We start from the raw sequence: 23,229 nt of genomic DNA on the forward strand, positions 1-23,229 counted from the left end.
CGCCGAGCCGCGGAGACACAATGCTCGCTCCTGGCTCTTGCCACTTGGCAGCGATCTTTGCCGCATAGCCAGATGGGCCACGCGATGGGCCTTGTCGGTTCTTGGGGGCTCCGTTCTCGCCCGGTCCCGCGAGTGGCTCCCGGAGCGTCGTCAGGAACGTCGCGTCGGCTTGCCTTTGGGCTTTCCCTCGAAGCGGCTCGGACGCCCGCCTTTCGGCTGGCGCTCGCCTTTGCCTTGACCTGACGGCTTGGCCTCGCGCGGCTTCTCGAACGCGGCCCTGCCTTCGTCCGCTCGGCCATCGGCTGACTTCCCGTGCGGGCGCCCATTGCGAAACTTCTTGCCGCGGGAAGGGCCCTCCGGGGAGGGCGGGCCGCGCATCGCCTTCCCGCGTGCCGGAGGCTTCGAAGGGGCCGCGGGTCGGCCGGGCAGCGGCTCGATGATGATATCTTCGTCATCCGCCTTGCGCGCCGCCTTGGCGAAGCGGTCGGCGGCGGCGAGGCTGACCTCGAAGGCCGTCTCCTCATCGAAGATGCGGATGACGCCGATGTCCTTTCGCGTCACGTTCCCGCGCCGGCAGATCAGCGGCAGCAGCCATTTCGGGTCGGCATTGTTGCGGCGCCCCACATTGAGGCGGAACCAGGCACCGCCGGCGCCGGACGCTTCGCCGAAATCCCGGCCGGCCGCGCGGTCGCGTGCGGCGCGCGGCTCCCCCGGGTCGGCCACCTCCTCCGGGGCGGGCAGGCCGGCCCGATAGAGGCGCACCAAAGCGGCGGCCAGGTGCTCGGGCGAATGGGCGGCGAGCAGCGCGAGGCCGGCGCTGGCATCCTCCTCATTGGGCTCGTCGGTGACAACGGCGTCGCGCAGCATGCGTTCGTGGTCGAGCTTGCGGATGTCCTCGGAGGTCGGCGGGCCGGACCATGACGGCTTGATGCCCAGCCCCCGCATCAGGTCTTCGGTCCGGCGCCGGCGGAACGGCGGAACCAGCAGCACGCTCACGCCCTTGCGGCCCGCCCGTCCGGTGCGCCCGCTGCGGTGCTGCAGGCTTTCGGCATCGTTCGGCAGGTCGGCATGGATGACGAGGCCGAGGTTCGGCAGGTCGATGCCGCGCGCCGCGACGTCGGTGGCCACGCAGACCCGCGCCCGCCCATCCCTGAGCGCCTGCAAGGCGTGGTTGCGCTCGTTCTGGCTCAGCTCGCCGGACAGCGCCACGGCGGAGAACTGCCGCTCCTGAAGCATGGCGTGCAGGCGCCGCACGGCCTCGCGCGTGTTGCAGAACACGATGGCGCTGGGGGTGTCGTAATAGCGCAGCACGTTGACCACCGCATGCGCGACCTCGGTCGGCGCGACACGCATCGTGCGGTACTCGATGTCGGCGTGGCCGCCTTCCGCGCTCGCCACCTCGATCCGCAGCGCCTCGCGCTGATAGCGCCGGGCCAGCGTGGTGATGCCGCGCGGCATGGTCGCCGAGAACAGCAGGCTGCGCCGCTCCGGCGGGGTGGCGTCGAGAATGAATTCGAGATCGTCGCGAAAGCCGAGGTCGAGCATCTCGTCGGCCTCGTCGAGCACGCAGACGCGCAGCGCGGAGAGGTCGAGGCGGCCACGCTCCAGATGATCGCGCAGGCGGCCGGGCGTGCCGACGACGATGTGGGCGCCCCGTTCCAGCTGGCGCTGCTCCTGGCGCGGATCCATCCCGCCGACGCAGGAGACGATGCGGGCGCCCGTGCCCGCATAGAGCCAGGCGAACTCGCGCTGGACCTGGAGCGCCAGTTCGCGCGTGGGCGCCACCACCAGCGCCTGCGGCACGGTCGCGAACTCGAAACGCTCGGCGGCGCCCAGCAGCGTCTCGGCCATGGCGAGGCCATAGGCCACCGTCTTGCCGGAACCGGTCTGGGCCGACACCAGAAGGTCGCGCCCCGAGGCCTCGGGCGCCAGCACGGCGCGCTGGACCGGCGTCGGGTTGTCGTATTCCCGGTCTGCTAGGGCGCGCGCGAGCGCAGGATTGGTCGTCTGGAAGGGCACGGCTGGTTCCGCCTATCTCGCAGTATCGTCAGGCGTCGAAGGGGAGCCGTCGGAAAGTTTATGGAACGCCTTGTAATAGGCCGCGAGACCAGATGCCACAGTCACCTACGTGCGCTTCTGCGGCGCATGGCGCCGTGCCCATTGAGCTCAGGCCAGAGATTGCCGACGGTAAAAGCGCAAACGTCGCGCGCCGGATGGTCACTCGGGATAGCTCTCGCAGCCATCCGGCGCATCCTTGTGGAAAAGAATGAAGACCAAGGGATTGCCTGGTTCGGCCATCGCGTCGCTGCGCTGGCCGGTCACCTCTCCGGCCACGCCGCTCGTATATGTCGCGACCACTTCTCCGAAGCTGTTGCGCTGGACGGCCACCTCCTGCCCGGGTTCGACCTTGTCACTGAGGCCGACCAGATGCTCGACGAGCCCGCCTTGGGTCGCCAGGATGGGAAAGGCGCTGTTGCCGACGAAGACGCTCACGTCCTTGCCCGTCCGTCCCATCGGCCCGGCGACGATGCCGTGATGCTTGAGGACGTTCATGGTGCCTTCCACGAATAAGTCGATCATTTCAAGATCCAGCACGCGCGCCGCGCCGATCTCCGGCGTGAAGGCGGGGATGCCCGCGTCCATGAAGGCATTGTGCAGGACACCCGGATACACGTGGTTGTCGAAGATCTGGCCGACCGGGTAGAGCTCCACCATGGCCTTGACCTCCGGTACGTCCATGCCGCCGATGTTGAAAGCGGCGACCTCGAACCCGGTCGTGCCGGTATGGAAGTCGATGGCGGCATCGGCGTTCGGCCGCAGCAGGCGGTTGAACAGCAGCCCGGCATGCCGGCTTGGGGCGGTCAGGCCGTTCTCGTTGCCGGGCCATTCCCGATTCATGTCGATCAGGTCGGCGCCCCTTCCGGCATTCGGCCATCTGCGCTGCATGCCTTCCATTGCTGCGCGAGACACGTCGGTCACGGCCGTGACCGTGCCCGACATCCGCGCCGGATCGAGCTGGTTCATCACCGTCTGCACCGTGTGCACGGAACTCATCTCGTCGCCGTGCACGCCGCTCACCAGAACGACACGCTTGCCCGGCTTGGCGCCCCTGGCGACCGTCACCGACACGTACCAGTGCTGTCCCGTGGGCGTCTCGACGCCCTGAAAATACAGAAGATGCTTCCGCCCTGGCTCCAGGTCGTCGACGTTGAGCGCGCTGACGACCTTTTTCCCCTGGATGACGTCGCCGGTATAGACCGTTGCGGATGGACCGCCGGCTGCGGAGGTCGGCGAACCCTGAGCCGGGGCGGGACTGGCGTTGGCCATGAGCCCAGCCGATGCGCCGAGCGTTGCAACTGACGCGATCATGAAGTCGCGGCGACCAAGGCTTTCGCCCGGCTTGCTGGACATGACACAGATCCCTTCAATGCGATCGGCAGCGTCTCGACGCGCTCGACCGCCTGGCAGCCCGCACCAGCGTGGCCCAATCGATCGGCGAGTTTGAGGCGAGTTGCCGGCGATTCTGCCGGGAGCATGCGTGATCGTCAGCCGGTCCCATGAGGACCGGAACCCAGCCGGGCCTGGCTTATGACCGGCAGGAAAATGGGGAGCGCTTCAGTCGTCAGTCCACGCGACCGGGGGGTCTTGCGCCCGAACAGGCGGCCGGCGGCCTCAGTCGTCCTCCAGGCCCATCTCGTAGAGCGCCGCGCCGGGGGTGGCGAGCGGGGCCGAAAGCGTCGCCTTCAGCGCCGCCGAATAGAACAGCGGCGGCGCCATGGCTCGGGCAAGGTCGATGACCTTGTCCTGCAGCGCCTTCACCGTGTCGGGATGCCGGGCCGCGAGGTCGGTCTTCTCCGAAGGATCGGCATCGAGGTCGAACAGCTCCACCTTGGGCGGCAGCACGACGTGCCAGACGAGCTTCCATTTGCCGTCGCGGACCGCCCCTTGAGTGGGCTCCACATTGTAGACCACCCCGCCGCGTCCGGCCTGGCCGGCGGAGAGCGCCTGCCAGACATCCTGGCCATCGAGGGGCTTGGAGCGGGCGAGGTCGGCGCCGGCGAGCCTGGCCAGCGTCGGCAGCATGTCCACCACATGCATCACGCCGTCCGACTGGCCCGGCGCGATCCGTCCCGGCCAGTTGGCAAGCGCCACCACGCGAGTGCCGCCTTCATAGAGCGAGCCCTTCCCGTCGCGGTAGGGCGTGTTGCGGGCCGGCAGTTCGCCCGCCACAGCTCCCTCGCCCACGAACATCTTGTTGCGCGTCCCGCCATTGTCGGAATGGAAGACGATGAGCGTGTCCCGGCGCATGCCGCGCGCCTCCAGCGCATCCACCACCTTGCCGATCTGCTCGTCCATGGCGGTGATCATGGCGGCATAGGCGCGCCGCGAGGGATCGGCAATGTGGGCATACAGGTCGAGATAGTGCTGCGGCGCCTGAAACGGGGTGTGGGGCGCCGTGAAGGCGAGGTAGAGAAACAGCGGCGTGTTCGGATCGTGGCCGCCGATGAGGTGCACCGCTTCGGCGCCGAACAGGTCGGTGTCGTAGCCCTCTTCCTTCACCAGCTCGTTGTTGCGGTACCAGTCGGTGACGCCGTGGGCCTCGTGCTTGAAGTGGTCGATCTCGCCGACCAGCGGGCCATAGAAGCTGTCGAACCCGCGCTGGCGGGGCCAATAGGCCTTGTCGGCGTGGCCGAGGTGCCACTTGCCGACCAGTGCGGTGCGATATCCCACCTCCCTCAGCGCCTGGGGCAGCAGGAATTCGTCGGTGGCGAGGCCATAGCTCGCGCCGGAAGGAATGACGCCCACCTGGAGCCCGTAGCGCAGCGGATAGCGGCCGGTCATGAGTGCCGCGCGGGTCGGGGTGCACAAGGGCTGGGTATAGAACTGGCCAAGCCGCGCGCCCCCCGCGGCGAGCCGGTCGAGATGGGGGGTCTTGATGTCCGAGCCGTGAAAGCCGACATCGGCAAACCCGAGGTCATCGGCGAGGATGTAGAGAATGTGAGGTCGCGGCGCTCCGGCCGCCCGCGCGCCGGGGGCCAGCAGGGACAGTCCCGCCACGGCGGCCAGGAAGCCGGCTCCGCCGGAGAGGACATCGCGCCGGTTCGGAGAGGCCGCATCTGCGGCAGTGTCGCGTGCGTCGGTCATGGAGGTCCTCGTCAGGGAGAGACACGGCGGACACATCGGAATCCGATGTGCACGGAGCCGGTGTCGATGGTCTGGGGCTGCCGGGCGGCGGGACGGTAGCGGCGGCAGTAGTTGGGCGCGCACAGATGCGAGCCGCCCTTCAGCACCTTGCGCGGCAGGGCGGGTCCCCACCGGTTCTGGTCGAGGCTTTCCTGAGGGCTGCCGCCGCGGGGGTTGCGGGGAAGGCAGCACGGCTTGGCCGAGGGGTCGGCATGGCGGGGCCGGAACCAGTCGTCGGTCCATTCCCACACGTTGCCGATCATGTCGAAGAGACCGTAGCCGTTGGGCGAAAAAGCCGTGACCGGCGACGTCCCCGCATAGCCGTCAAGCGCCAGGTTCTCGTAAGGGAACTCACCCTGCCAAGTGTTGGCCAGATGCACGCCACCGGGCGCCAGTTCGTCGCCCCAGGCGAACGCTTTGCCATCGAGCCCACTGCGCGCGGCGAACTCCCATTCGGCCTCCGTGGGCAGCGCCTTTCCGCGCCAGCGCGCATAGGCGGCGGCATCGGCGTGACAGACATGGACCACCGGGTGGTCGTCCAACCCCTTCAGATCGCTGTCCGGCCCGCGGGGATGGCGCCAGTTCGCCCCGGCCACGAACTGCCACCAGCGGGTCCAGTCTCGCCGATCGCCCGGCGCCATCGCGGGCACGAACACCAGCGAGCCGCCGATCAGAAGGCGCGGATCGGCATCCGGATAGTCCGCCGCGCTGGGGATCTGCTCGGCCAGCGTGACGTGGCCGGTCGCCGCGACGAATGCAGCAAAATCCCGATTGGTCACCGGTGTGCGGTCGATGAAGAAGCCGTCCACGTGGACCGGATGAGCCGGCGCCTCTTCCGGATAGTGCGCGTCCGAACCCATCAGAAAATGCCCGCCGGCGAGCCACACCATGTCGTCGCCCGGGCCAGGTTTCGGTGCCGCGTTCAGGAGCGGGCGGAGATCGCGCTGCCCGTGCATCGTCCTTGCCTTCTTCTGCCGCCCCTCGGGTCGATCCGGGCCGTCTAGAACCGTGGGGTCCGGGCCGAAGCCACCGACCGCGGTTTAGCCGGAGCCATCGCGGGCCCTCAATTGCCATTTGGCGCCAATGCGAGCGGATCCGTGCGCGGGACGGTTCCGCGGCCCTTGATCGGCCTCAGCCGTCGATCGCCGCTGCCCTGCGGTAGGCGAGCGGCGTGCGGCCTTCCCACCGCCGGAACGCGCGGATGAAATGCGAAGCGTGGCCATAGCCGAGCGCCCGCGCCACCGAGCCGATGGGGAGGACGTCGCCGGCAAGGTGAAGCCGGGCCTGCGCATGCCGCCACCCATCCACCTCCATCTCGAACGACGTGTCGAGACCGGCGAGGCGCCGCTGCAACGTGCGCGGCGCGACGCCCAGGCTGCAAGCCGTATCGATCAAGGATAGGGACCCGCTCATGGCCGCGCTGGCGACCAGGCGGTGGATCACGGCCAGCAATGCGGCATCATTATCCCAGATCCCCGCGGCAGGCCCGGCTGCGGCGGCCTCCAGGCGATCACCGGGAGGCGTCGTGGCGCCGAACAGGAGGTTCGGCCGGTCGAGCCACGCGGCGTCGAAGGTCAGGGCGATGCCATCGCCGGAACCAAAGATCACGCGCGCGCCGAGCTTGGTCTCGTAGACGTGCACGGGCGCCGCGCGACGATGGGGAAGGTGGACGACGGTCTGTTCCGGGTCCACTCCCGCGATCTGCGTGATGGCGCGGAGCATGAAGGCCGCGACGCCGTCATTGAGCACGCGTGCGTGCTCGGGATCACTGTCCGTCAGGCTGTGGCGCCAGGCGGCCATTCCGTGCCGCTCCTCCAGGCGAAGCGCGACGCCGCCCTGCAGGTCCGGCATCTGCCGTGCGAGCGCAATGAGGCATTCGCGCAGAGTGCGTCCGGAGAAGAGCGCCCATCCGGCGGCGCCCAGCCGGAGCGGGTCGGCCGCCGCGGCGAGGTCGAGGCCGATGGCGGGCTCCGCGCTGCGCCGTGCGAATTGGCGCAGGAGAGCACACAGCTTTGCGCGGGCGACGAGATCGCCGCCGGCAAACCGCGCGTCGGCCGCAAGTCCTGCTTGGGCCAAGAGGGGCGCAAGCGCGACGCCGCGCTCCTCGGCGATGCCGGGAAGCATGTGCAGCAGTGCGAGGCGAACCGGGTTGCCATCCCACATCGGACCGGCACGAGCGTAGGTCCGGAACGCAAGGGTGAACCTGCGGATCCGGGAGGTTGACGTCCAGCCTCCATATCGTGGCTGCACGGTGGATGGGTCAAGAGGGGCCCGCGCGCCGCCCGGGGGATCGGGATGGCGCTGATCCGTCCGCTGCTAGAACAGCAGCATCGCCCCGCGGGAGGCGGCCATCGTGCCGATGAGGCCGAGCGCGACGAGCGCCACGCGCCGGTGCCCGCCCGGCATGCGGCGGAACAGCCAGCCGCCGGCGAGCGTGCCGGCGATCAGCGCGGGCAGGAGCAGGGCGGCAAGCCCCATGTGGCGGACGGTGATCTGACCGGCGAGCGCGCCGAGCACCAGCGGCGCCGCGCAGAACAGCGAGAACACCAGGGTCATGGAGGCGCGCGCGGCCGCGGGCGTGAACCAGCCGCGCAGGTAGAAGGCGGTGAGCGGCGGACCGCCCATGGCCACCAGTCCCTGGAGAAAGCCCGCGGATGCTCCGGTGGCGAGCGTGACGGCGAGGCCGGGGCGCGGCGTGCGCACCGGCGGAGCCAGTGCCAGCCCCAGGGATGCGCCGACGGTCACGACACCCACCAGGAGCCGCACCATGTCCTGCGGGGCGAAGTGGAGCAGGACCGCCCCCAGGGCGACGAAAGGCAGCCCGGCTGCGGCGATGGCGGCGCTGCTGCGCCGGTCGACCGTGGCGAGGTCGCCGCGCAGCGTCACCGCGCCGGATGCCAGCTGAAGGGAGAGCACCACCGGCACGGCCTGCACCGGATCCATGAACAGGGAAGCGAACGGCATGGCGAACAGCCCGAAGCCGAAGCCGGTGAAGCCGCGCAGCACTGCCGCGGCGGCCACCACCACGGACAGGGCGAGCGCCATGGTCGCGAACTGGGGGTCGATGCTCATGAGTGCAGCGCGTCAGCCGGCCTGTCCCAGAACGCGGGCGGGAAAATAGGGCAAGAGGCCGGTGCCCCCATCGCAATTGACATACTCGAAGTCGGGCGCGTCGTGATCGAGCACGTAGATTTCGTTGTAGGTGCGCAGTTCCAGCGCCTCCTGGTACTTCCGGCGCTCCGCCATCGCGCGGTGATAGATGGCGAGATGGGTGGGGTGGTGCATGGCCCAGGACTCCAGGTGCCCGAGCGAGAGGAAATGGCCGAGCGAATAGGCCTCCTCCAGAGGCGCCCCCGCGGCGTCTGTGAGCATCACCTGGCGCAGCGCAGGGCAGCCGGCCTCGCAGGGATTGCGCCGCAGATAGTCCATGCCGGCGTCGAGCTTCGGCCGGACGTTGCGCTCGTAGCTGTCGCGCTGCTCCGGCCCGCAGGCGGCCCAGGAGACGCCCGAGCGGATCACCGCCAGGCCGGCGGGCGGGCGCACCGCGAGGCGCTGGCCACGCCCTTCCGGCGCGGCGTCGAGCGACACGAGCCGCGGCGCCTCGCCTTCGAGCCGGTCCCAGGCCGAGGCCGGGATGCGGTCGCGCGCAGCGCCCCAGTAGCCGGTCTCGTCCATCTGCTCCAGGCGCGAGAAGGGACAGCCGGAGAGGCCGCGGCGATATTCCGCGAAGGCGATGGTCTCGGCCCGCTCGGGAGCGACGCTCACCGGCTCCCACCATTGGCCGAAGTCTTCGGCCAGCGCGCGGGTGCCGGCGCGCCAGGCCGCCACCTCGGGCGCCCCGAGCCAGCGGGCATAGGCGTCACGGTCGGGCCAATAGAGCGCCGCCAAGCGGTTCGCCCGCCCCGCGAGGTCGGTGAAGGCGGCGCAGTCGAGATGGCCGGGGGCATCGGGCGCCGCGCGCGCCGCCGCGAGGAAATCGGCGAGCGCGCGCGCGGCGAGGTCCGCCTCCGCCGCCATGCCCACGAACAGCACGGCGAGCCGGCCGGGCGCGTGGTCGAAGCGCGACGAGTAGCGCGGGATCGGCGGGACATGTCCCGCCGGCCGGCTCATCGGATGGATGCGCGGGCGCTCCTCGCTCATGGGCGCGCTCAGCCCTGGTCCATGGCGAAGGCGCGCAGCTTGGGATCGTCGGCGATCATCTTCAGGAACTTGTCGGTGATGTAGTCCTTCGCCTCGGGCGTCTTCTGCAGCGTGCCGGTGGACCTCAGGTAGTCGGCAAGGTCCGTGTGCCACTGGTCCATGGTCGAGGGGCCCTTCGAGCGGTCGAAGAGCTTGAGCTGCTCCTCCAGCGTGTAGATCGGCCGCTTGTCGTAATCCATCTCGATGAAGTGGTCGGACAGCGTGGTGCCGCCTTCCGGGTAGAACTTCTTCATGTAGGCCATGGTCTCGGCGCGGTGCTTCTTCTGCCAGGCGATGGAGCGCAGATAGACCGCCAGCACCTTGGCCACCGTCTCCGGATGCTCCTGCGCGAAATCGGCGCGCACCACCACGGCGGCGGTCACCGCGGCGCCGCCGTCCCGGCCGGTGCACAGCGTCTTGGTGTCGGCCTTCTCCTGGAGCGTGTAGGAGAAGGGCGGCCAGGCCGCCGCGAGCGCGCCGTTGCCCGAGGAATAGGCGGCGATGGTCTGCGCGGGACCGAGATTGACCACCCGCACGTCGTTCGGGCCGAGGCCCATCTTCTTCAGGCAGGCCACGGCCGTGTAATGGCCGGTGGAATTGGTAGTGAGGAGAATCTCCTTGCCCTTCAGGATCGAGGGATCCTTGAGGATCGCGTCCGCATCCTTGGCGCGGGCTGCGACCCAGGCGGTGTCCGACTGGTCGTCGGCGAGCGCGATGGTGACGAGGTTGAAGCGCACGGCGCCGAGCACCGCCGGCGGCGAGCCGGTGCCGCCGATGTCCCAGGACTTGGACGGCGCGGCGGCGATCTGCTGCGGCCCGGCGGGGAAGGTGGAGAAGCTCGGCTCCAGCCCCATCTCCTTCCACCAGCCCTTCTCGGTGGCGATGTAGAACGGAAGCGACCAGTAGAGCGCCGGCTGGTAGGAGATCTTCACCTCCTCGGCGGCGGCGGGGGCGGCGAACGCCGGCGCGGCGAGCGCCATGCCGGCGGCGAGGATTGTGCGTGCGAGGACCCTGCGTGCGGGGACCGTGCTGCGAGAGACCATGGTCTGAACTCCTGTTCCCGTTTTTTCTGGAAGGTTTGTCTTTGTCGTTGCCGTCGTCGTGCCGCCTTCAGGAGGCGATCGGGAGCGTGTGCGTGGCCGCGTCGTCGCGGTGGGCACCCGCCGAGCGCAGCAGGCGCCACAGGCGGGTGCGGATGCGGATGAAGGAGTCCAGCTCCATCACCTCCTCCACCGGGCGTTCCGCCCAGCGCTCCGCCTTGCGCAGGGAGGCGACGTCGACGATCTCGCGTACCGAGCCCGGCCGGCCCGCCATCACCACCACGCGGTCGGCGAGGTAGGTCGCCTCCTCGACCGAATGGGTGATGAACAGGACGGTGCGGCGCTGGCCCGCGGTGAGGCGGATCAGCTCTTCCTGCATCTCGATGCGGGTCTGCGCGTCGAGGGCGCCGAACGGCTCGTCCATCAGCAGCACCTCCGGCTCCAGGATGAAGGAGCGGGCGATGGCGACGCGCTGCTGCATGCCGCCGGAAAGCTGGTGCGGATAGCTGTCGCCGTGGCCTTCGAGCCGCATGGTGGCGAGATAGCGCTCCACCAGGGGGCGCGCCTCGGCGTCGCTCATGCCGCGGCACTTGAGGCCGAAGCCGATGTTCTGGCGCACCGTCTTCCAGGGCAGCAGCGCGAACTGCTGGAACACCACGGCACGGTCCGGTCCCGGCCCGGTCACCGCCCGCCCGCCCACCATCACGCTTCCGGTGGTGGGGTGGTCGAGCCCGGCGGCGAGCCGCAGCAGCGTGGTCTTACCGCAGCCCGAGGGACCGACGATGGCGACGAACTCGCCGTCCGGCACATGCAGCGTGACCGGCTCCAGGGCCTGGAACGCGCCGCCTTTGCGCTCGAAGGCGCGGGTGACGTCGGTGAATGCGATGCCGCTCATGCGCCTGCCCTCCAGCCGCGCCCGATGCGCGCGTCGATTTGCCGAAGCCCGAGGTCGATCAGGAGACCGACGAAGCCGATGGTGGCCATGCCGGCCATGACGATCGGCGTCTCCACCGATCCCTGTCCCTGGACGATGAGGTAGCCGACGCCCGAGGACGCGACGATCAGCTCCGCCCCGATCAGCGACTGCCAGCCGAGCGCCGCCGCCACCCGGATGCCGGCCATGATGGAGGGCAGCGCCGAGGGCAGGAGCACGTCGACGATCAGCCGCCAGTTCCCCGCCCCCAGGGTGCGGCAGGCCTCGATGAGCCGCTCGTCGGTCATCCGCGCCCCGCGATAGGTGTTGATGACGCAGGCGGCGAAGGCGCCGGAGAAGACGATCAGGATCGGCCCGCCAATGCCGGTGCCGAACCACAGCGCCGCGAACGGCACCCAGGCCAGCGGGGCGATGAAGCGGAAGGTCTCGAAGAACGGCGCGAACGCATGGCGGAACGGTGCGAACCATCCCATCATGAGGCCCACCGGAACGCCGACCGCCACGGCGAGCGCGAAGCCCGCGGAGAACCGCCCGAGGCTCGCAAGGAGGTGCTGCTGCAGCGTCGCGCCCGCGAACGGCACGCCGATATTCTTCACCAGCGCCTGGGCCACGTCCCATGGCGAGGGCAGCAGCATCTTCGGCAGCAGCCCGGACGCGGCGAGGGCGAACCACAGGCCGAGGGCGAAGGCGATGCTGGCGGCGGACAGCAGGGTCAGCCGCGCGCCTGGCCCCACTGCCGGGCCGCGGCGCCTGCGCACCGGTCGCAGATCTGATTTGGCCAGCATGTCCATGGTCATGGCGTCACCTTGAGCCAGGGAAGGCAGCGCCGCTCGACGACGCCGAGCAGCCACGTCATGGTGGCGCCGCACACGGCCACCGCCGCCATGGCGACGACGATCATCCCGGGGAAGATGTCCTGCGCAGCGGTCATCAGCACCCGGCCGAGGCCGAAGAAGGCGCCGATCAGCTCCGCCGCCACCAGCGCCATCCAGGACGCCTGGAGCGACACCCGCAGCCCCGAGAAGATCAGAGGCGCCGCGCCGGGCAGGATCACGTCGAGCAGCATTCGGCGGGGCCCGGCGCCATGCACCCGCGCGGCGGCGATGATGGTGGGGTCCACGGTGCGCACGCCGGTGAAGGTATTGATGAGCGTCGGCACGAAGGCGGTGAACCAGATGACGAAGATCTTGGCCCCGTCGCCGAGCCCGAACCAGATGATGGCGAGCGGGATCCAGGCCAGAGGCGGGATCGGGCGGATGAAGGCGACGATCGGCCCGAACACCGCCTCCGCGCTGCGGCTCATGCCCATGGCGAGGCCGATGGGCAGCGCCGTGCCCGCGGCCACCGCGAAGCCCATGAAGGCGAGCATGATGGATTGCAGCGTGTGCTGGGCGAGGGTGCCGCCCGCATAGCCGGTGGTGGCGAGCTGCACGGCGGCGTCCCACACGTCGCCCGGCTGCGGGATGCGCATGGGGTCGAAGCTCTTCGCCGACACCCACCAGGCGATCAGGAAGCCGACCACCGCCGCGCCGCCGATGACGGGCGCGCCGAGCAGCGAGCGGTGCAAGGGGCTGGCGGCGGCCATGGCGCCTACTCCGCCGCGGCGCCGAACGACGCCAGCTCGGTCTCGCCGTCGAACGGCGAGGGGGCGGCATCCAGGCTCTCCAGCAGCCGCGGCCGCTCGCGCCGCACACGCAGCGAGAACAGCTCGTGGCGGTTGTAGTAGCCCGCCATGTCGTGATGCTGCTTCAGCTCCACCAGAACGGAGAGGTCGATCTCGGCCAGGATCAGCCCCTCCTCGTCGCCCTGCCGGCTGGCGAGCAGCTCCCCGGTGGGGCCGACGATCATGGATGCCGCGCGCGGACAGGCGCGCATCATCGCCTCCACCTCCTCGTCGCCCTCGCTCATTGCGGCGATGGTGGGCTCGTCGAGCGTTCCGGCCGCCACCACGCAATAGACCTTGGCCTCGAACGCATGGGCGGCGGTGCGGAAGCGGATGGCGTCCTTCAGGTCGTAGGGCGCTCCGCCGAGCGGATTGCGGAACGGCCAGATCGCCGGATAGCAGGAGCAGTGGATCTCCTCGCCCTCGCTCATGAGCACGTAGCGGGCGAGCGGATTGTTGTTCTCGCCGCAGATCAGCCCGCCGATGCGGGCGAGCGAGGTCTGCACCACCCGGAGGCCGGCGGCGTCGCCCCGGTTCCAGGAAAGCTGCTCGTAGAAGGTCGGCACCAGCTTCCTGTGCAGGTTCACGATCTCGCCGGTGTCGGAGATCAGCGCCTGGGAATTCCACATGCAGCCGGGGCTGGTCGGCGAGACCTCGCAGAAGCCGAGGCTCACGAAGATGCGGTGGCGCGCGGCGGCGGCGGCGATCTCGCCGATGGGGCCGCGGTCGGACAGCAGCGCGTTTTCCGCAAAGCGGCGGAAGAAGCGGTGGGCGTCGACGGGCCGGTAGAGGCCGGCCCAGATCGGGAAGCCGGGAATGAAGGATTCCGGAAAGACCACCAGCCGGGCGCCGGTGCGCGCCGCATCGGCGATCACCTCGACCGCCTTCGCCACGCCGCCGCGCAGGTCGAACGGCGGAGCCGCAACGTGCGCCGCAGCAACGACCGTCTTGCGGCTGGCGCCGGAGCCAGGAATGCCTTGCATGCCAGATGTTTCCTTCCAAAAACCCGGGCCTGGCCCAGGGTGCCGGACAAGCCCTCTTGCATGCATCGTATCGCTGGAGCAGCATTCGAAAAGACATAAGAAACCGAATATGAGGTTCGGAAAACATGAACCGCTTTACGCTCCGCGCGGTGCGGACCTTCGTGACGGTGGCGGAGTGTGGGACCATCTCCGTTGCCGCGGAGCGGCTCGGCCGCAGCCAGGGCTCGGTGTCGACCACGATCAGCGACTTCGAGGAGCAGGTCGGCCTGCAATTGTTCGTGCGCAAGCCCGCCAAGGGCCTTGCCCTGACGCCCTCCGGCGAGCTGGTGGCGCTGGAGGCGCGCGGCCTCCTGGCCCATGCCGACGAGTTCGAGACCATCGCTGGGGCGCTCGGCAACGCGGTGGAAGGCGACCTCATGGTGGGCTGCTTCACCAACCTCGCACCGGTGGTGTTCGCCAACATCATGGGCTCGTTCTCGGCGCGCTATCCGAGCATCCGCATCCATATCGAGATCGGCGACCAGGAGGAGATCCTCCAGGGGCTCAAGAGCGGCCGCATCGAGACCGCCCTCACCTTCGACCTCGGGCTATCCGACCAGTTCCAGGCGGTGCACATGGCCGAGCTTCCGGCGTTCGTGGTGCTGCCCGAGCAGCACCGGCTGGCCGGCCGGCGCGCCGTTCAGCTCAGCGAACTCGCCGCCGAACCCATGATCCTCATGGACCTGCCGCACACGCGCGAATACTTCCTCTCGCTGTTCTATGCGCTGGGGCTCGAACCCAACATCCGCTTCCGCTCCTCCTCGTTCGAGGCAGTGCGCACCCTGGTGGGCAACGGCCTCGGCTACTCGATCCTGAACCTCAAGACCGCCTCCTCGATCACCTATGACGGCTCGCGCATCGTCACCGTGCCGCTGGAGGATGGGGTGCGCCCGCTGAAGGTGGTGCTGGTGACGCTGAAGCGGATCGCCAAGCGCCGGCTGACCATGACCTTCCAGGACTTCGTGCGCGGCTTCCTCGCGACGTGGAGCAGGGGCCAGACACGCTCGGAGGCCGATGCCGCCGACTGATGCGGAGCAGCCGCCGGAAAAGGCGTCGCCCGCTTGGCGCAGGGCCGCCGCCGGAGAGGCTGGCGAACCGTGCCGAGCACACCGCTGAAAGCCAGTTCCGCCATCCCACCTCGGGACGAACAGCCTCCCCGGGCCCGTAGAACGTCCCGTTGATCGCCCGCCGATCATCGCCCCCGGGCACCCCGCGCGGCTTGTTCGGCAGCAGCGGCGCGATCAGCCGCCACTCTCCTTCGCTCAGATCGCAACGAGGCTCCCTGTCCGGGCGCTTGAGATTGGACGCCGCATGCGCCGGCGTCACAGGAAGCCGATGGAGATCCACGGCACGGCGGCGACCAGCGCGAGGCCGAGGATGAGCGCGCCCATGTATCCCCAGAGGGGCCTTATGCCCTTTGTCGGGTCCACCCTGCCGATGGCACAGGCCGCGTAGTAGCCGACACCGAACGGCGGAATGAACAGCCCGACGCCCATCGAGAGGATGATGACCATCGCGTAATGCACCTCGTGGATGCCGAGGGCCTTGGCGATCGGGAACACCAGCGGGGCGAACAGGACCACGGCCGGGATGCCTTCGAGCACGCTGCCGAGCACCACGAAGGTGATGACCGAGACCCCCATGAACACCGGCGCCCCGCCGGGCAGGTTGCCCATGGCCGTCGCCAGCGCCCGGGAGAATCCGGATTGCGTCAGGCACCACGCCACCGCGGTCGCCGCGGCGATGATGAAGAGGATGGCGCCGGAGAGCGCGGCCGTGTCCACCAGCATCCGCAGCAGCCGGCGCAGGTCGAATTCGCGGTAGATGAAGATGCCGACCAGCACCGAATAGGCGATGCCGATGGTGGACACCTCGGTGGCGGTCGCCACGCCCTCCACCACCGCGGTGCGGATGATGAGCGGCAGGATGAGGGCCGGCACGGCCAGCAGCAGCGCCTTCGATATCTCGCCGCGGGTGGCCCGGCGCACGCCGGACAGGTCCTCGTTCCGGTAGCGCCACCACACGAGCGCGCACAAGGCGAGGCCGCACACGAAGGCGGGCAGCAGCCCGCCGATGAAGAGCGAGGCGATGGACACGCTCGTCACCGACCCGATGGTGATGAGAACGAGCGAGGGCGGGATGGTCTCGGTCTGCGCGCCGGTGGCGGCGAGCAGGGCCACGAGGTCGCCCTCCTTCGCGCCGCGCTTCTTCATCTCCGGAAACAGCGCCGGCGCCACCGCCGCCATGTCGGCGGTCTTCGAGCCGGAGATGCCAGACACGAGATACATCGCCGCGACCAGCACATAGGACAGGCCGCCGCGCACATGGCCGAGCAGGGCGGCGAGGAAGCCCACCATGGCCCGCGCCATGCCGGTCAGCTCCATCAGCATGCCGAGCAGCACGAACAGCGGCACCGCGAGCAGCAGAAGATGCGACATGCCCTCGTCGAGCCGGCCGGCGATCACGGTCAGCGGGCGGCCGGTGCCAAGCGCCACATAGCTCAGCGCCGCGAGGCCGAACACGAACGCGATCGGCACGCCGCTCAAGACGCCTGTGGCCACGAACAGCACGAAGAACAATACAAGGTTCCAGTTGCCGAGGGCGAGGATGAGGGGCTTTGCGGCCATGCCCGCGGCCACGACGGCGACGGCGACCGCGACCGCGACGAGCACGTCGCGCGGCTGCCCGAGCCGGGCGGCCCGCATCAGGCCGAAGAACAGGATCAGCGCAAGCCCGATGGGCAGCCCCGCCGCGCGCCAGGCCACCGAGACTTCGAGCGCGGGGGTGATGACGATGATCTCGTCCACCGCATATTCGAAGGCGTAGGGCAGCAGGATCACGGTGAGCGCGAGACAGGTCACCAGGGCGGCCAGCTCAAGCCGCGACCGCACGCGAGGCGGCGCGGCATCCGCCAGCGCGCCCATGCGCATGTGCTGCCCACGCTGGAAGGCGAGCACCGCCCCCAGCATGGAGAGCCAAAGGAAGAGCATCGAGGCGAGCTCGTCCGACCAGGTCAGCGGCGCGCCCCACACGTAGCGGGCGAGGACGCCGGCGAGAAGCACCGCCACCTCGACCACGACGAGCCCGCCGGCGGCGAACTCGACGACGCGCACCACGCCGGCCTCCAGCTTTTCAAGCACCGGAGGGAGCGCGACGGCCGCAGCCGGAGTGGGGTGGGACGGAGCCGCCATCGATCCGGCCTCAGCCGAGCTTGCCGGAGGCGGCTTCGAGCAGCCCCCACGCCTCGTCGCCGAACCGGCCCTTCCACTCGGTATAGAAGGTGGAATCCTGAAGCTTCTTGCGGAACAGCGCGCTGTCCACGTCGAAGAACTCCAGTCCCTTGGCGGTCAGCTCGGCCTGCAGTTCGGCATTGAGCTTCTCCACGTCGGCACGCTGCTTCAGCGCGGCCTCGTTGACGGTCTTCATGATGATGTCGCGGGTCGACGCCGGCATCGCCTCGAAGTTGCGGCGGTTGGCGAGGAACCAGAAGCCGTCCCACATGTGGTTGGTCTTCGAGAGATACTTCTGCACCTCGTACATCTTCGCGAAGTAGATGCCGGCGAGCGGGTTTTCGAGGCCGTCCGCGACGTGGGTCTGCAGCGCCGAATAGGTCTCGCCCCACGGGATCGAGGTGGGCGAGGCGCCCAGCGACTTGAAGAGCGAGGTCCACAGCGGCGACGGCGGGACGCGGATCTTGAAGCCCTGGAAGTCCTGGGGCGTGCGGATCGGGCGGGTCTGCGAGGTGGTCTGGCGGAAGCCGTTGTCCCACATCTTGTCGAAGGCGACGAGATTGGCCTTGTTGAAGGCCTTGATGATGTGCTGGCCGAGCGGTCCGTCCACGGCCTTCCAGACCTGCGGATAGTTCGAGAACGCGAAGCCGACGCCGGTGATGGCGGCGACCGGAACCAGGGTCGATACGATGAGGCCGGTCTGGGCGAAGAAGTCCAGCGCGCCGGAGCGCAGCTGGCTCAGCATGTCGGCATCGGTGCCGAGCTGGCTCGCCGGGAAGACCTGGATCTCCACCTTGCCGTCGGTGAGCTGGGAGATGGTCTTGCTCGCCTCGGTCATCCGCGTGTTCAGCGGATGATCCACCGGCATGATGTTGGCGAACTTGAGCGTGAACTCCGGCGCCGCCCGCACGATGGCGGGCATGGCGATCGTGGCGCCGGCGAGCGCGGTGCCGGCGAGAAAGCCGCGGCGGCTGATGATCGACATGGTAGTCCTCCCGTTTTTATTCCTGACAGTGGGTACGCTTTACGTTCCGGCGTGCTGGGCGAAGAAGTCGCGGAGCTGCGCCGCCACGAAGTCCGGGGCCTCCTCCGCAACCCAGTGGCCGCAATCGGGGATGAGCCCGCCGCTCACGTTCTCCGCCAGGCGGCTCAGGGACTCGAACGTCTCCATGCCGCGGCCGAAGCTGCTGTCGCCGCCCAGCGCCAGCACCGGCATCTTGAGCTTGCCGTTGCGCGCGACGATCTCGGCATTGTCGATCGCGTCCTGCGGGAAGGCCCGGTAGTAGGCGATCAGAGCGCGGAAGCCGCCGAGCCGCGCATAAGTGCGGTGGTATTCGAGTCGGTCCTGGAGCGGAATCACGTCGTGCCGCTTGCCGTAATTCTCGAACAGCCAGTCGATGACCAGGTGCTCGCGCCCCTCGCACAGCTTCTCGGGCAGGTCGAGGGTGCGGAAGAAGGGATGGTGCCAGCGCCGGCCGCCCTGGGACATCTCCGCCCCGTCGCCGGGAATGGCGACGTCAAGGATGGCGAGCGCGCGTACCGCCTCCGGGTGCTGGGCCGCAAGCGAGAAGGCGACCGGGCCGCCCCAGTCGTGGCCGACCAGGAAGAAGCGCTCGATGCCGAGCTTGTGGTGCAGCAGTTCCCAAATGTCGGCGGCCACCGTCTTCTTGTCGTAGCCGGACGCGGGACGGGAGGTGTCGCCCAATCCCCTCAGGTCCGGGGCGATGATGGAATAGCGGTCCGCCAGCTGGGGAATGATGGTGCGCCATTCGTGCGAGCTCTGCGGCACGCCGTGCAGCAGCACCACGGGATCTCCGGCGCCGGCCGTAAGATAGTGCAGCGTGACGTCGGAGAGCTCGGCGTAGTGGGAGGTGATCTCGACGGTCATCGCCGTCTCCTTGTTGCTTGTCTGCGTTTCCCGGTTCAGGCGCCCCGCAGGCGCCGGTAGGCCTCGATGACCTTGCTGTCGTCCTGTTCGCCCATGCCCTGGCCGGATACGGCCAGGAACAGCTGGTGCGCCGCCGCGGCCAAGGGCAGCGCCGCGCGCGTCTCCGTGCCGGCGGCGAGCACGATGCCGAGGTCCTTCACGAAGATGTCGACGGTGCTCGTGACGATGGGTTCGTCCTCCAGCATCCGCGGGCCGCGGTCCTTCAGCATCCAGCTCGATGCGGCCGAGCCGGAGACGATCTCCAGCGCCACGGCGGCATCGACGCCGGCCTTCTCGGCGAGCGACAGCGCCTCCGCGGCCGCCGCCAGATGCACGCCGCACAGAAGCTGGTTGATGGTCTTTGCCATCGCGCCCTGTCCGGGCGTGGTGCCGGTGTTGTAGAGCTTGCCGCCCATCGCCTCCAGCAACGGCCGCGCGCGGGCGAAGATGTCCTCGCGTCCCGCCGCCATGATGGAGAGGGAGCCGGCGGCGGCGCCCACCACGCCGCCGGAGACCGGCGCGTCGAGGAAGCCGCGGCCCGTGGCCATCACCTTCGCGGCGAGCGCCGCCACCTGTCCCGGCAGGCAGGTGGCCATGAGCACCACCACCGCGTCCGGTGCCAGCGCGTCGAGCGCGTCGGCATTGAACAGGACATCCTCCGCCTGGGCCGCGTTGACGACCATCAGCAGCAGCGTTCCGGCGCCGCGGGCGGCGTCCGCAGGGGTTGGAGCGACCGCGCCGCCGGCGGCGGCGAAGGCGTCGAGCGCTTCCGGCCGGCGGTCGCAGCCGCAGACCGAAAAGCCGGCCCGGACCAGGTTGGTGGCCATCGGCAGGCCCATGGCCCCGAGGCCGACGAATGCAACCTTGCTCATGCCGCGCCTCCCGCGCCGCCGTCCGACCAGGCCTTGATGCTGCCCGCCACCTTCTCGGCGGAGATGCCGTAGCGATCGTGCAGCGTCGGCAGTGCGCCCGCGTCGAGGAAGGCGTCCGGCAGGCCGATTTGGTGGAAGGCCGCCGGCGCCACGCCGGCGCGCAGCAGCGTGGCCGCCACCGCTTCACCGAGGCCGCCGATCACCGTGTGGTTCTCGGCCACGATCACCGGCCGGCCGGTCTTGCGCGCGGCGGCGACGATCGCCGCCTCGTCGAGCGGCTTGATGGTGGGCACGTGGAGCACCGCCACTTCCACCTTGTCCTTGCGCAGGAGATCGGCTGCCTCCAAAGCGCGCATGGTCATGAGGCCGGAGGAGATGACGAGGGCGTCCGGGCCGTCGCGCAGCAGCTTCGCCTTGCCGAGCTCGAACGTGTAGCCATACTCATCCAGCACCAGCGGGACCTGGCCGCGCAGCAGGCGCATGTAGGCCGGCCCGTCGTGCCGGGCCATCGCCGGCACCACCTGCTCGATCTCGTGCGCGTCGCAGGGGTCGATCACCACCATGTTGGGCATCGCCCGGAACAGCGCCAGATCCTCGGCCGCCTGGTGCGAGGGGCCATAGCCCGAAGTGAGGCCCGGCAGCGCGCAGACGATCTTCACGTTGCGGTTTTCCTCCGCGATCGTCTGGTGGATGAAGTCGTAGGCCCGGCGCGAGGCGAACACGGCATAGGTGGTGGCGAAGGGCATGAACCCTTCGGACGCGAGCCCCGAGGCCGCGCCGAACAGGAGCTGCTCGGCCATCCCCATCTGGTGGAAGCGCTCGGGAAAGGCCTGCGCGAAGATGTGCAGGTCGGTGTACTTGCCGAGGTCAGCCGTCATGCCCAGCACGCGCTCGTTCTCGCGGGCGAGGGCGACAAGCGCATGGCCGAAGGGCGCCGGCTTGGTGCGCTGGCCCTCCGCTGCGATGGAGGCGATCATCGCCGAGGTGGTGAGGCGGGGCTTGCCGGCCGCGGCGGCCGGCGCGTTCTTGCGGATGTGCGTGCTCATGACGGCTTCCCTTCGTCGAGCGCGGCCAGCGCCAGCTGCCATTCGTGCGCATCGACGCGGATGAAATGGTTCTTCTCGCGTGCCTCAAGGAACGGCACGCCCTTGCCCATCAGCGTATCGGCGACGATCATGCTCGGCCGGCCGCTTCCCGCCTGGGCCCTGGCGGCGTCGAACGCCGCCTGCACCGCGGCGATGTCGTTGCCGTCCACGCGCCGGACGAACCAGCCGAACGCCTCCAGCTTCTGCGGCAGCGGCTCGAAGCCCAGAACGGAGGTGGACGGGCCGTCGGCCTGCTGGTTGTTCACGTCGACCACGGCGATGAGGTTGTCGAGCTTGAAGTGGCCGGCCGACATGATGGCCTCCCACACCGACCCCTCGTCCAGTTCGCCGTCGGAGAACAGCGTATAGACCCGGCGGTCCGAGCCCTTGCGCTTCAGGCCGAGGCACTTGCCGACCGCGATGGAAAGCCCGAGCCCCAGCGAGCCGCCCGACATCTCCATGCCGGGGGTGTAGCTGGCCATGCCGGACATGGGCAGGCGGCTGTCGTCCGAGCCGTAGGTCTCGATCTCGGCGTCCGGGATGATCCCGGCCTCGATCAGCGCCGCATACAGGGCGATGGCATAGTGGCCGTTGGACAGAAGGAAGCGGTCGCGGTCTTCCCATTCCGGCTCCTCCGGCCGGTAGGTCATGGCGTGGAAGTAGGCGACCGCCAGCACGTCGGCGATGCCGAGCGCCTGGGCGATGTAGCCCTGTCCCTGCACCTCGCCCATGCGCAGCGCGTTGCGGCGGATGTTGCGTGCGCGTTCGGGAATAGGAATGTTGTGGCCGAGCTGGCTCATGGGCATGACCTTGACAGAAGGATGCGGACCCGCAGCAGGCGCTGCGTCGCCGCAGGCGCCTGCGCGCAGTTCAGTGTTCCGGGCCGTGGATGCGAAGCATGGTGTCCTCCCAAGCGTCCCGATGGATCGGGATCGGGCGCGGCACGGTGGCCTGCGCATTTCATTGCCCCAAGGGTGTTTCGTTTGCCGGGCCGCTTCAAACGAATTAGAACGACCAATAGCTGAAATTAATTCAGGCAAAGAATGCGCAAGCTCCCGACCCTGAAAGCCGTCCGCGCCTTCGAGGCGGCGTCACGCCTCGGCTCGATCCAGCAGGCGGCGGACGAGCTGCGCGTCACCCCTTCGGCAGTGAGCCACCAGATCCGCTTCCTGGAGGAGGAGATCGGCGCGCGGCTGTTTCATCGCGCCCACCGCTCGATCATCCTGACCGATGTGGGCCGGCGCTATGCCACCGAGATCGGGCGGGCGCTGTCCCAGATCGAGGACGCCACGCGCAATGTGCGCCGGGGCGAGCGCAGCGATATCCTGTCAATCCACGTGGTGCCGAGCCTGGCGACCCAATGGCTGATGCCGCGGATTTCCCGCTTCAGCGAGATCAATGCGGAGATCGACCTCAGGCTGCACGCGTCCAACAACACGATCGACCTCAATTCCGGGACGCTCGATCTCGCCATCCAGTACGGCACCGCGCTGCAGCAGAGCGGAACCGTGGTCGAGCCGTTCCCGAACGAGACGATCGTGGCCCTTTGCTCGCCGCGTTTCCTGGAAGGCGCCCATCCGCTTCGCGAGCCCGCCGACCTCGTGCATCACCAGCTCATTCACTCCGAAGTCAATTTGTTCGGCTGGCCTGAATGGCAGAAGCGTCATCCCGGCGTTCGGCTCAATCTCGACCGAGGCCCCCGGTTCGACCGCTCGTTCATGTCGATCAGCGCGGCGGTCGACGGGCGGGGCGTCTGCCTGGAAAGCCTGCTGCTGGTCGAGCGGGAGATCAAGAGCGGCAGTCTTGTCGCCCCCTTCGGGATGGAGGGGCCGCAGATGATCTGTCACAGCCTTGTTTACTTGAAGGCGTCGGAGCAACTGCCGAAAATCACCTCGTTTCGACACTGGCTGTTTTCGGAACTCGGCAATCTGAACCGATCGGCGGGGCCGGGCGACACGATCCGCCCCCCGCGCGCGCTGTCCCGCCTCACCTCTCCAAATCCCGGCTGATCCTGCGGGAAAGTCTTGGACGAGCGCCATCGGCCGCATGACAGCAACGCGTTCGCCGCCCCTGCCCATCATTTGCGGGCGCCG

At 69.2% G+C, this 23,229-nt stretch carries 20 protein-coding genes and 1 pseudogene; 2 read left to right on the forward strand and 19 right to left on the reverse strand.

Translation table 11 applies throughout. The features are described 5' to 3' along the window. Positions 1-150 precede the first annotated feature (150 nt). The 12 genes from D9R14_RS18270 to D9R14_RS18325 all read right to left on the reverse strand — a co-directional run bounded on the left by D9R14_RS18270 (position 151) and on the right by D9R14_RS18325 (position 13,983). Positions 151-2,019, reverse strand: a complete 1,869-nt coding sequence (locus tag D9R14_RS18270) for a DEAD/DEAH box helicase (RefSeq protein ID WP_121624784.1) — start codon at positions 2,017-2,019, stop codon at positions 151-153. A gap of 198 nt (positions 2,020-2,217) precedes the next feature. After that, positions 2,218-3,411, reverse strand: a complete 1,194-nt coding sequence (locus tag D9R14_RS18275) for a M14 family metallopeptidase (RefSeq protein ID WP_121624785.1) — start codon at positions 3,409-3,411, stop codon at positions 2,218-2,220. Positions 3,412-3,672: 261 nt separating this feature from the next. Further along, positions 3,673-5,145 carry an arylsulfatase B gene (locus D9R14_RS18280; protein ID WP_121624786.1) on the reverse strand — a complete coding sequence of 491 codons (1,473 nt, stop codon included), beginning with the start codon at positions 5,143-5,145 and terminating at the stop codon, positions 3,673-3,675. An 11-nt stretch (positions 5,146-5,156) separates the two neighbouring features. After that, the gene (locus D9R14_RS18285) at positions 5,157-6,140 is read right to left on the reverse strand and encodes a formylglycine-generating enzyme family protein (RefSeq protein ID WP_500692520.1); all 984 of its coding nucleotides are present in this window, start codon (positions 6,138-6,140) and stop codon (positions 5,157-5,159) included. A gap of 175 nt (positions 6,141-6,315) precedes the next feature. Continuing rightward, positions 6,316-7,347, reverse strand: coding sequence for an AraC family transcriptional regulator (locus tag D9R14_RS18290; protein ID WP_121624787.1), 1,032 nt, complete (start codon positions 7,345-7,347; stop codon positions 6,316-6,318). 153 nt (positions 7,348-7,500) lie between these two features. Then, on the reverse strand, positions 7,501-8,256 hold the full coding sequence (locus D9R14_RS18295) for a sulfite exporter TauE/SafE family protein (RefSeq protein ID WP_121624788.1): 756 nt from the start codon (positions 8,254-8,256) through the stop codon (positions 7,501-7,503). 12 nt (positions 8,257-8,268) lie between these two features. Further along, complete coding sequence (locus D9R14_RS18300) at positions 8,269-9,324, reverse strand: phenylacetaldoxime dehydratase family protein (RefSeq protein ID WP_121624789.1); 1,056 nt, start codon at positions 9,322-9,324, stop codon at positions 8,269-8,271. Between the two features lie 8 nt (positions 9,325-9,332). Continuing rightward, positions 9,333-10,406, reverse strand: a complete 1,074-nt coding sequence (locus D9R14_RS18305) for an ABC transporter substrate-binding protein (protein ID WP_121624790.1) — start codon at positions 10,404-10,406, stop codon at positions 9,333-9,335. Between the two features lie 67 nt (positions 10,407-10,473). Further along, positions 10,474-11,298 carry an ABC transporter ATP-binding protein gene (locus D9R14_RS18310; RefSeq protein WP_121624791.1) on the reverse strand — a complete coding sequence of 275 codons (825 nt, stop codon included), beginning with the start codon at positions 11,296-11,298 and terminating at the stop codon, positions 10,474-10,476. Then, positions 11,295-12,134, reverse strand: coding sequence for an ABC transporter permease (locus D9R14_RS18315; protein ID WP_245420878.1), 840 nt, complete (start codon positions 12,132-12,134; stop codon positions 11,295-11,297). The genes D9R14_RS18310 and D9R14_RS18315 overlap by 4 nt, the downstream gene beginning before the upstream one ends. Beyond that, positions 12,131-12,922 carry an ABC transporter permease gene (locus tag D9R14_RS18320; RefSeq protein ID WP_121624792.1) on the reverse strand — a complete coding sequence of 264 codons (792 nt, stop codon included), beginning with the start codon at positions 12,920-12,922 and terminating at the stop codon, positions 12,131-12,133. Before D9R14_RS18320 ends, D9R14_RS18315 begins: the two co-directional genes overlap by 4 nt. Positions 12,923-12,927: 5 nt before the next feature. Next, positions 12,928-13,983 (reverse strand): carbon-nitrogen hydrolase family protein, encoded by a 1,056-nt coding sequence (locus tag D9R14_RS18325; RefSeq protein ID WP_170168674.1) that lies wholly within the window; start codon positions 13,981-13,983, stop codon positions 12,928-12,930. Positions 13,984-14,108: 125 nt separating this feature from the next. Here D9R14_RS18325 and D9R14_RS18330 point away from each other — a divergent pair, with 125 nt between their 5' ends. Further along, a complete protein-coding gene (locus D9R14_RS18330) occupies positions 14,109-15,050 on the forward strand; it encodes a LysR family transcriptional regulator (RefSeq protein WP_121624794.1) in 942 nt (313 codons plus the stop codon). Positions 15,051-15,186: 136 nt separating this feature from the next. On the opposite strand, the pseudogene D9R14_RS23595 reads toward D9R14_RS18330, so the two are convergent. The 7 genes and pseudogenes from D9R14_RS23595 to D9R14_RS18360 all read right to left on the reverse strand — a co-directional run. Further along, positions 15,187-15,348, reverse strand: a pseudogene (locus D9R14_RS23595) (transposase); the annotation flags it as partial. Then, positions 15,345-17,213 carry a TRAP transporter large permease gene (locus D9R14_RS18335; RefSeq protein WP_121624795.1) on the reverse strand — a complete coding sequence of 623 codons (1,869 nt, stop codon included), beginning with the start codon at positions 17,211-17,213 and terminating at the stop codon, positions 15,345-15,347. The gene D9R14_RS18335 and the pseudogene D9R14_RS23595, both read right to left, overlap by 4 nt. Before the next feature lie 10 nt (positions 17,214-17,223). After that, a complete protein-coding gene (locus D9R14_RS18340) occupies positions 17,224-18,237 on the reverse strand; it encodes a TRAP transporter substrate-binding protein (protein ID WP_121624796.1) in 1,014 nt (337 codons plus the stop codon). A gap of 39 nt (positions 18,238-18,276) precedes the next feature. Then, positions 18,277-19,140, reverse strand: coding sequence for an alpha/beta fold hydrolase (locus D9R14_RS18345; protein ID WP_121624797.1), 864 nt, complete (start codon positions 19,138-19,140; stop codon positions 18,277-18,279). 35 nt (positions 19,141-19,175) lie between these two features. Continuing rightward, positions 19,176-20,051 carry an NAD(P)-dependent oxidoreductase gene (locus D9R14_RS18350; RefSeq protein WP_121624798.1) on the reverse strand — a complete coding sequence of 292 codons (876 nt, stop codon included), beginning with the start codon at positions 20,049-20,051 and terminating at the stop codon, positions 19,176-19,178. After that, complete coding sequence (locus tag D9R14_RS18355; protein WP_245420879.1) at positions 20,048-21,097, reverse strand: transketolase family protein; 1,050 nt, start codon at positions 21,095-21,097, stop codon at positions 20,048-20,050. Before D9R14_RS18355 ends, D9R14_RS18350 begins: the two co-directional genes overlap by 4 nt. Beyond that, positions 21,094-21,936, reverse strand: coding sequence for a transketolase (locus D9R14_RS18360; RefSeq protein ID WP_210210874.1), 843 nt, complete (start codon positions 21,934-21,936; stop codon positions 21,094-21,096). Before D9R14_RS18360 ends, D9R14_RS18355 begins: the two co-directional genes overlap by 4 nt. Positions 21,937-22,179: 243 nt before the next feature. Here D9R14_RS18360 and gcvA point away from each other — a divergent pair, with 243 nt between their 5' ends. Continuing rightward, a complete protein-coding gene (gene gcvA / locus D9R14_RS18365) occupies positions 22,180-23,145 on the forward strand; it encodes a transcriptional regulator GcvA (protein WP_121624801.1) in 966 nt (321 codons plus the stop codon). Positions 23,146-23,229 lie beyond the last annotated feature (84 nt).

It is taken from the genome of Xanthobacter tagetidis, from assembly GCF_003667445.1.
Taxonomy (GTDB): Bacteria; Pseudomonadota; Alphaproteobacteria; order Rhizobiales; family Xanthobacteraceae; genus Xanthobacter; species Xanthobacter tagetidis.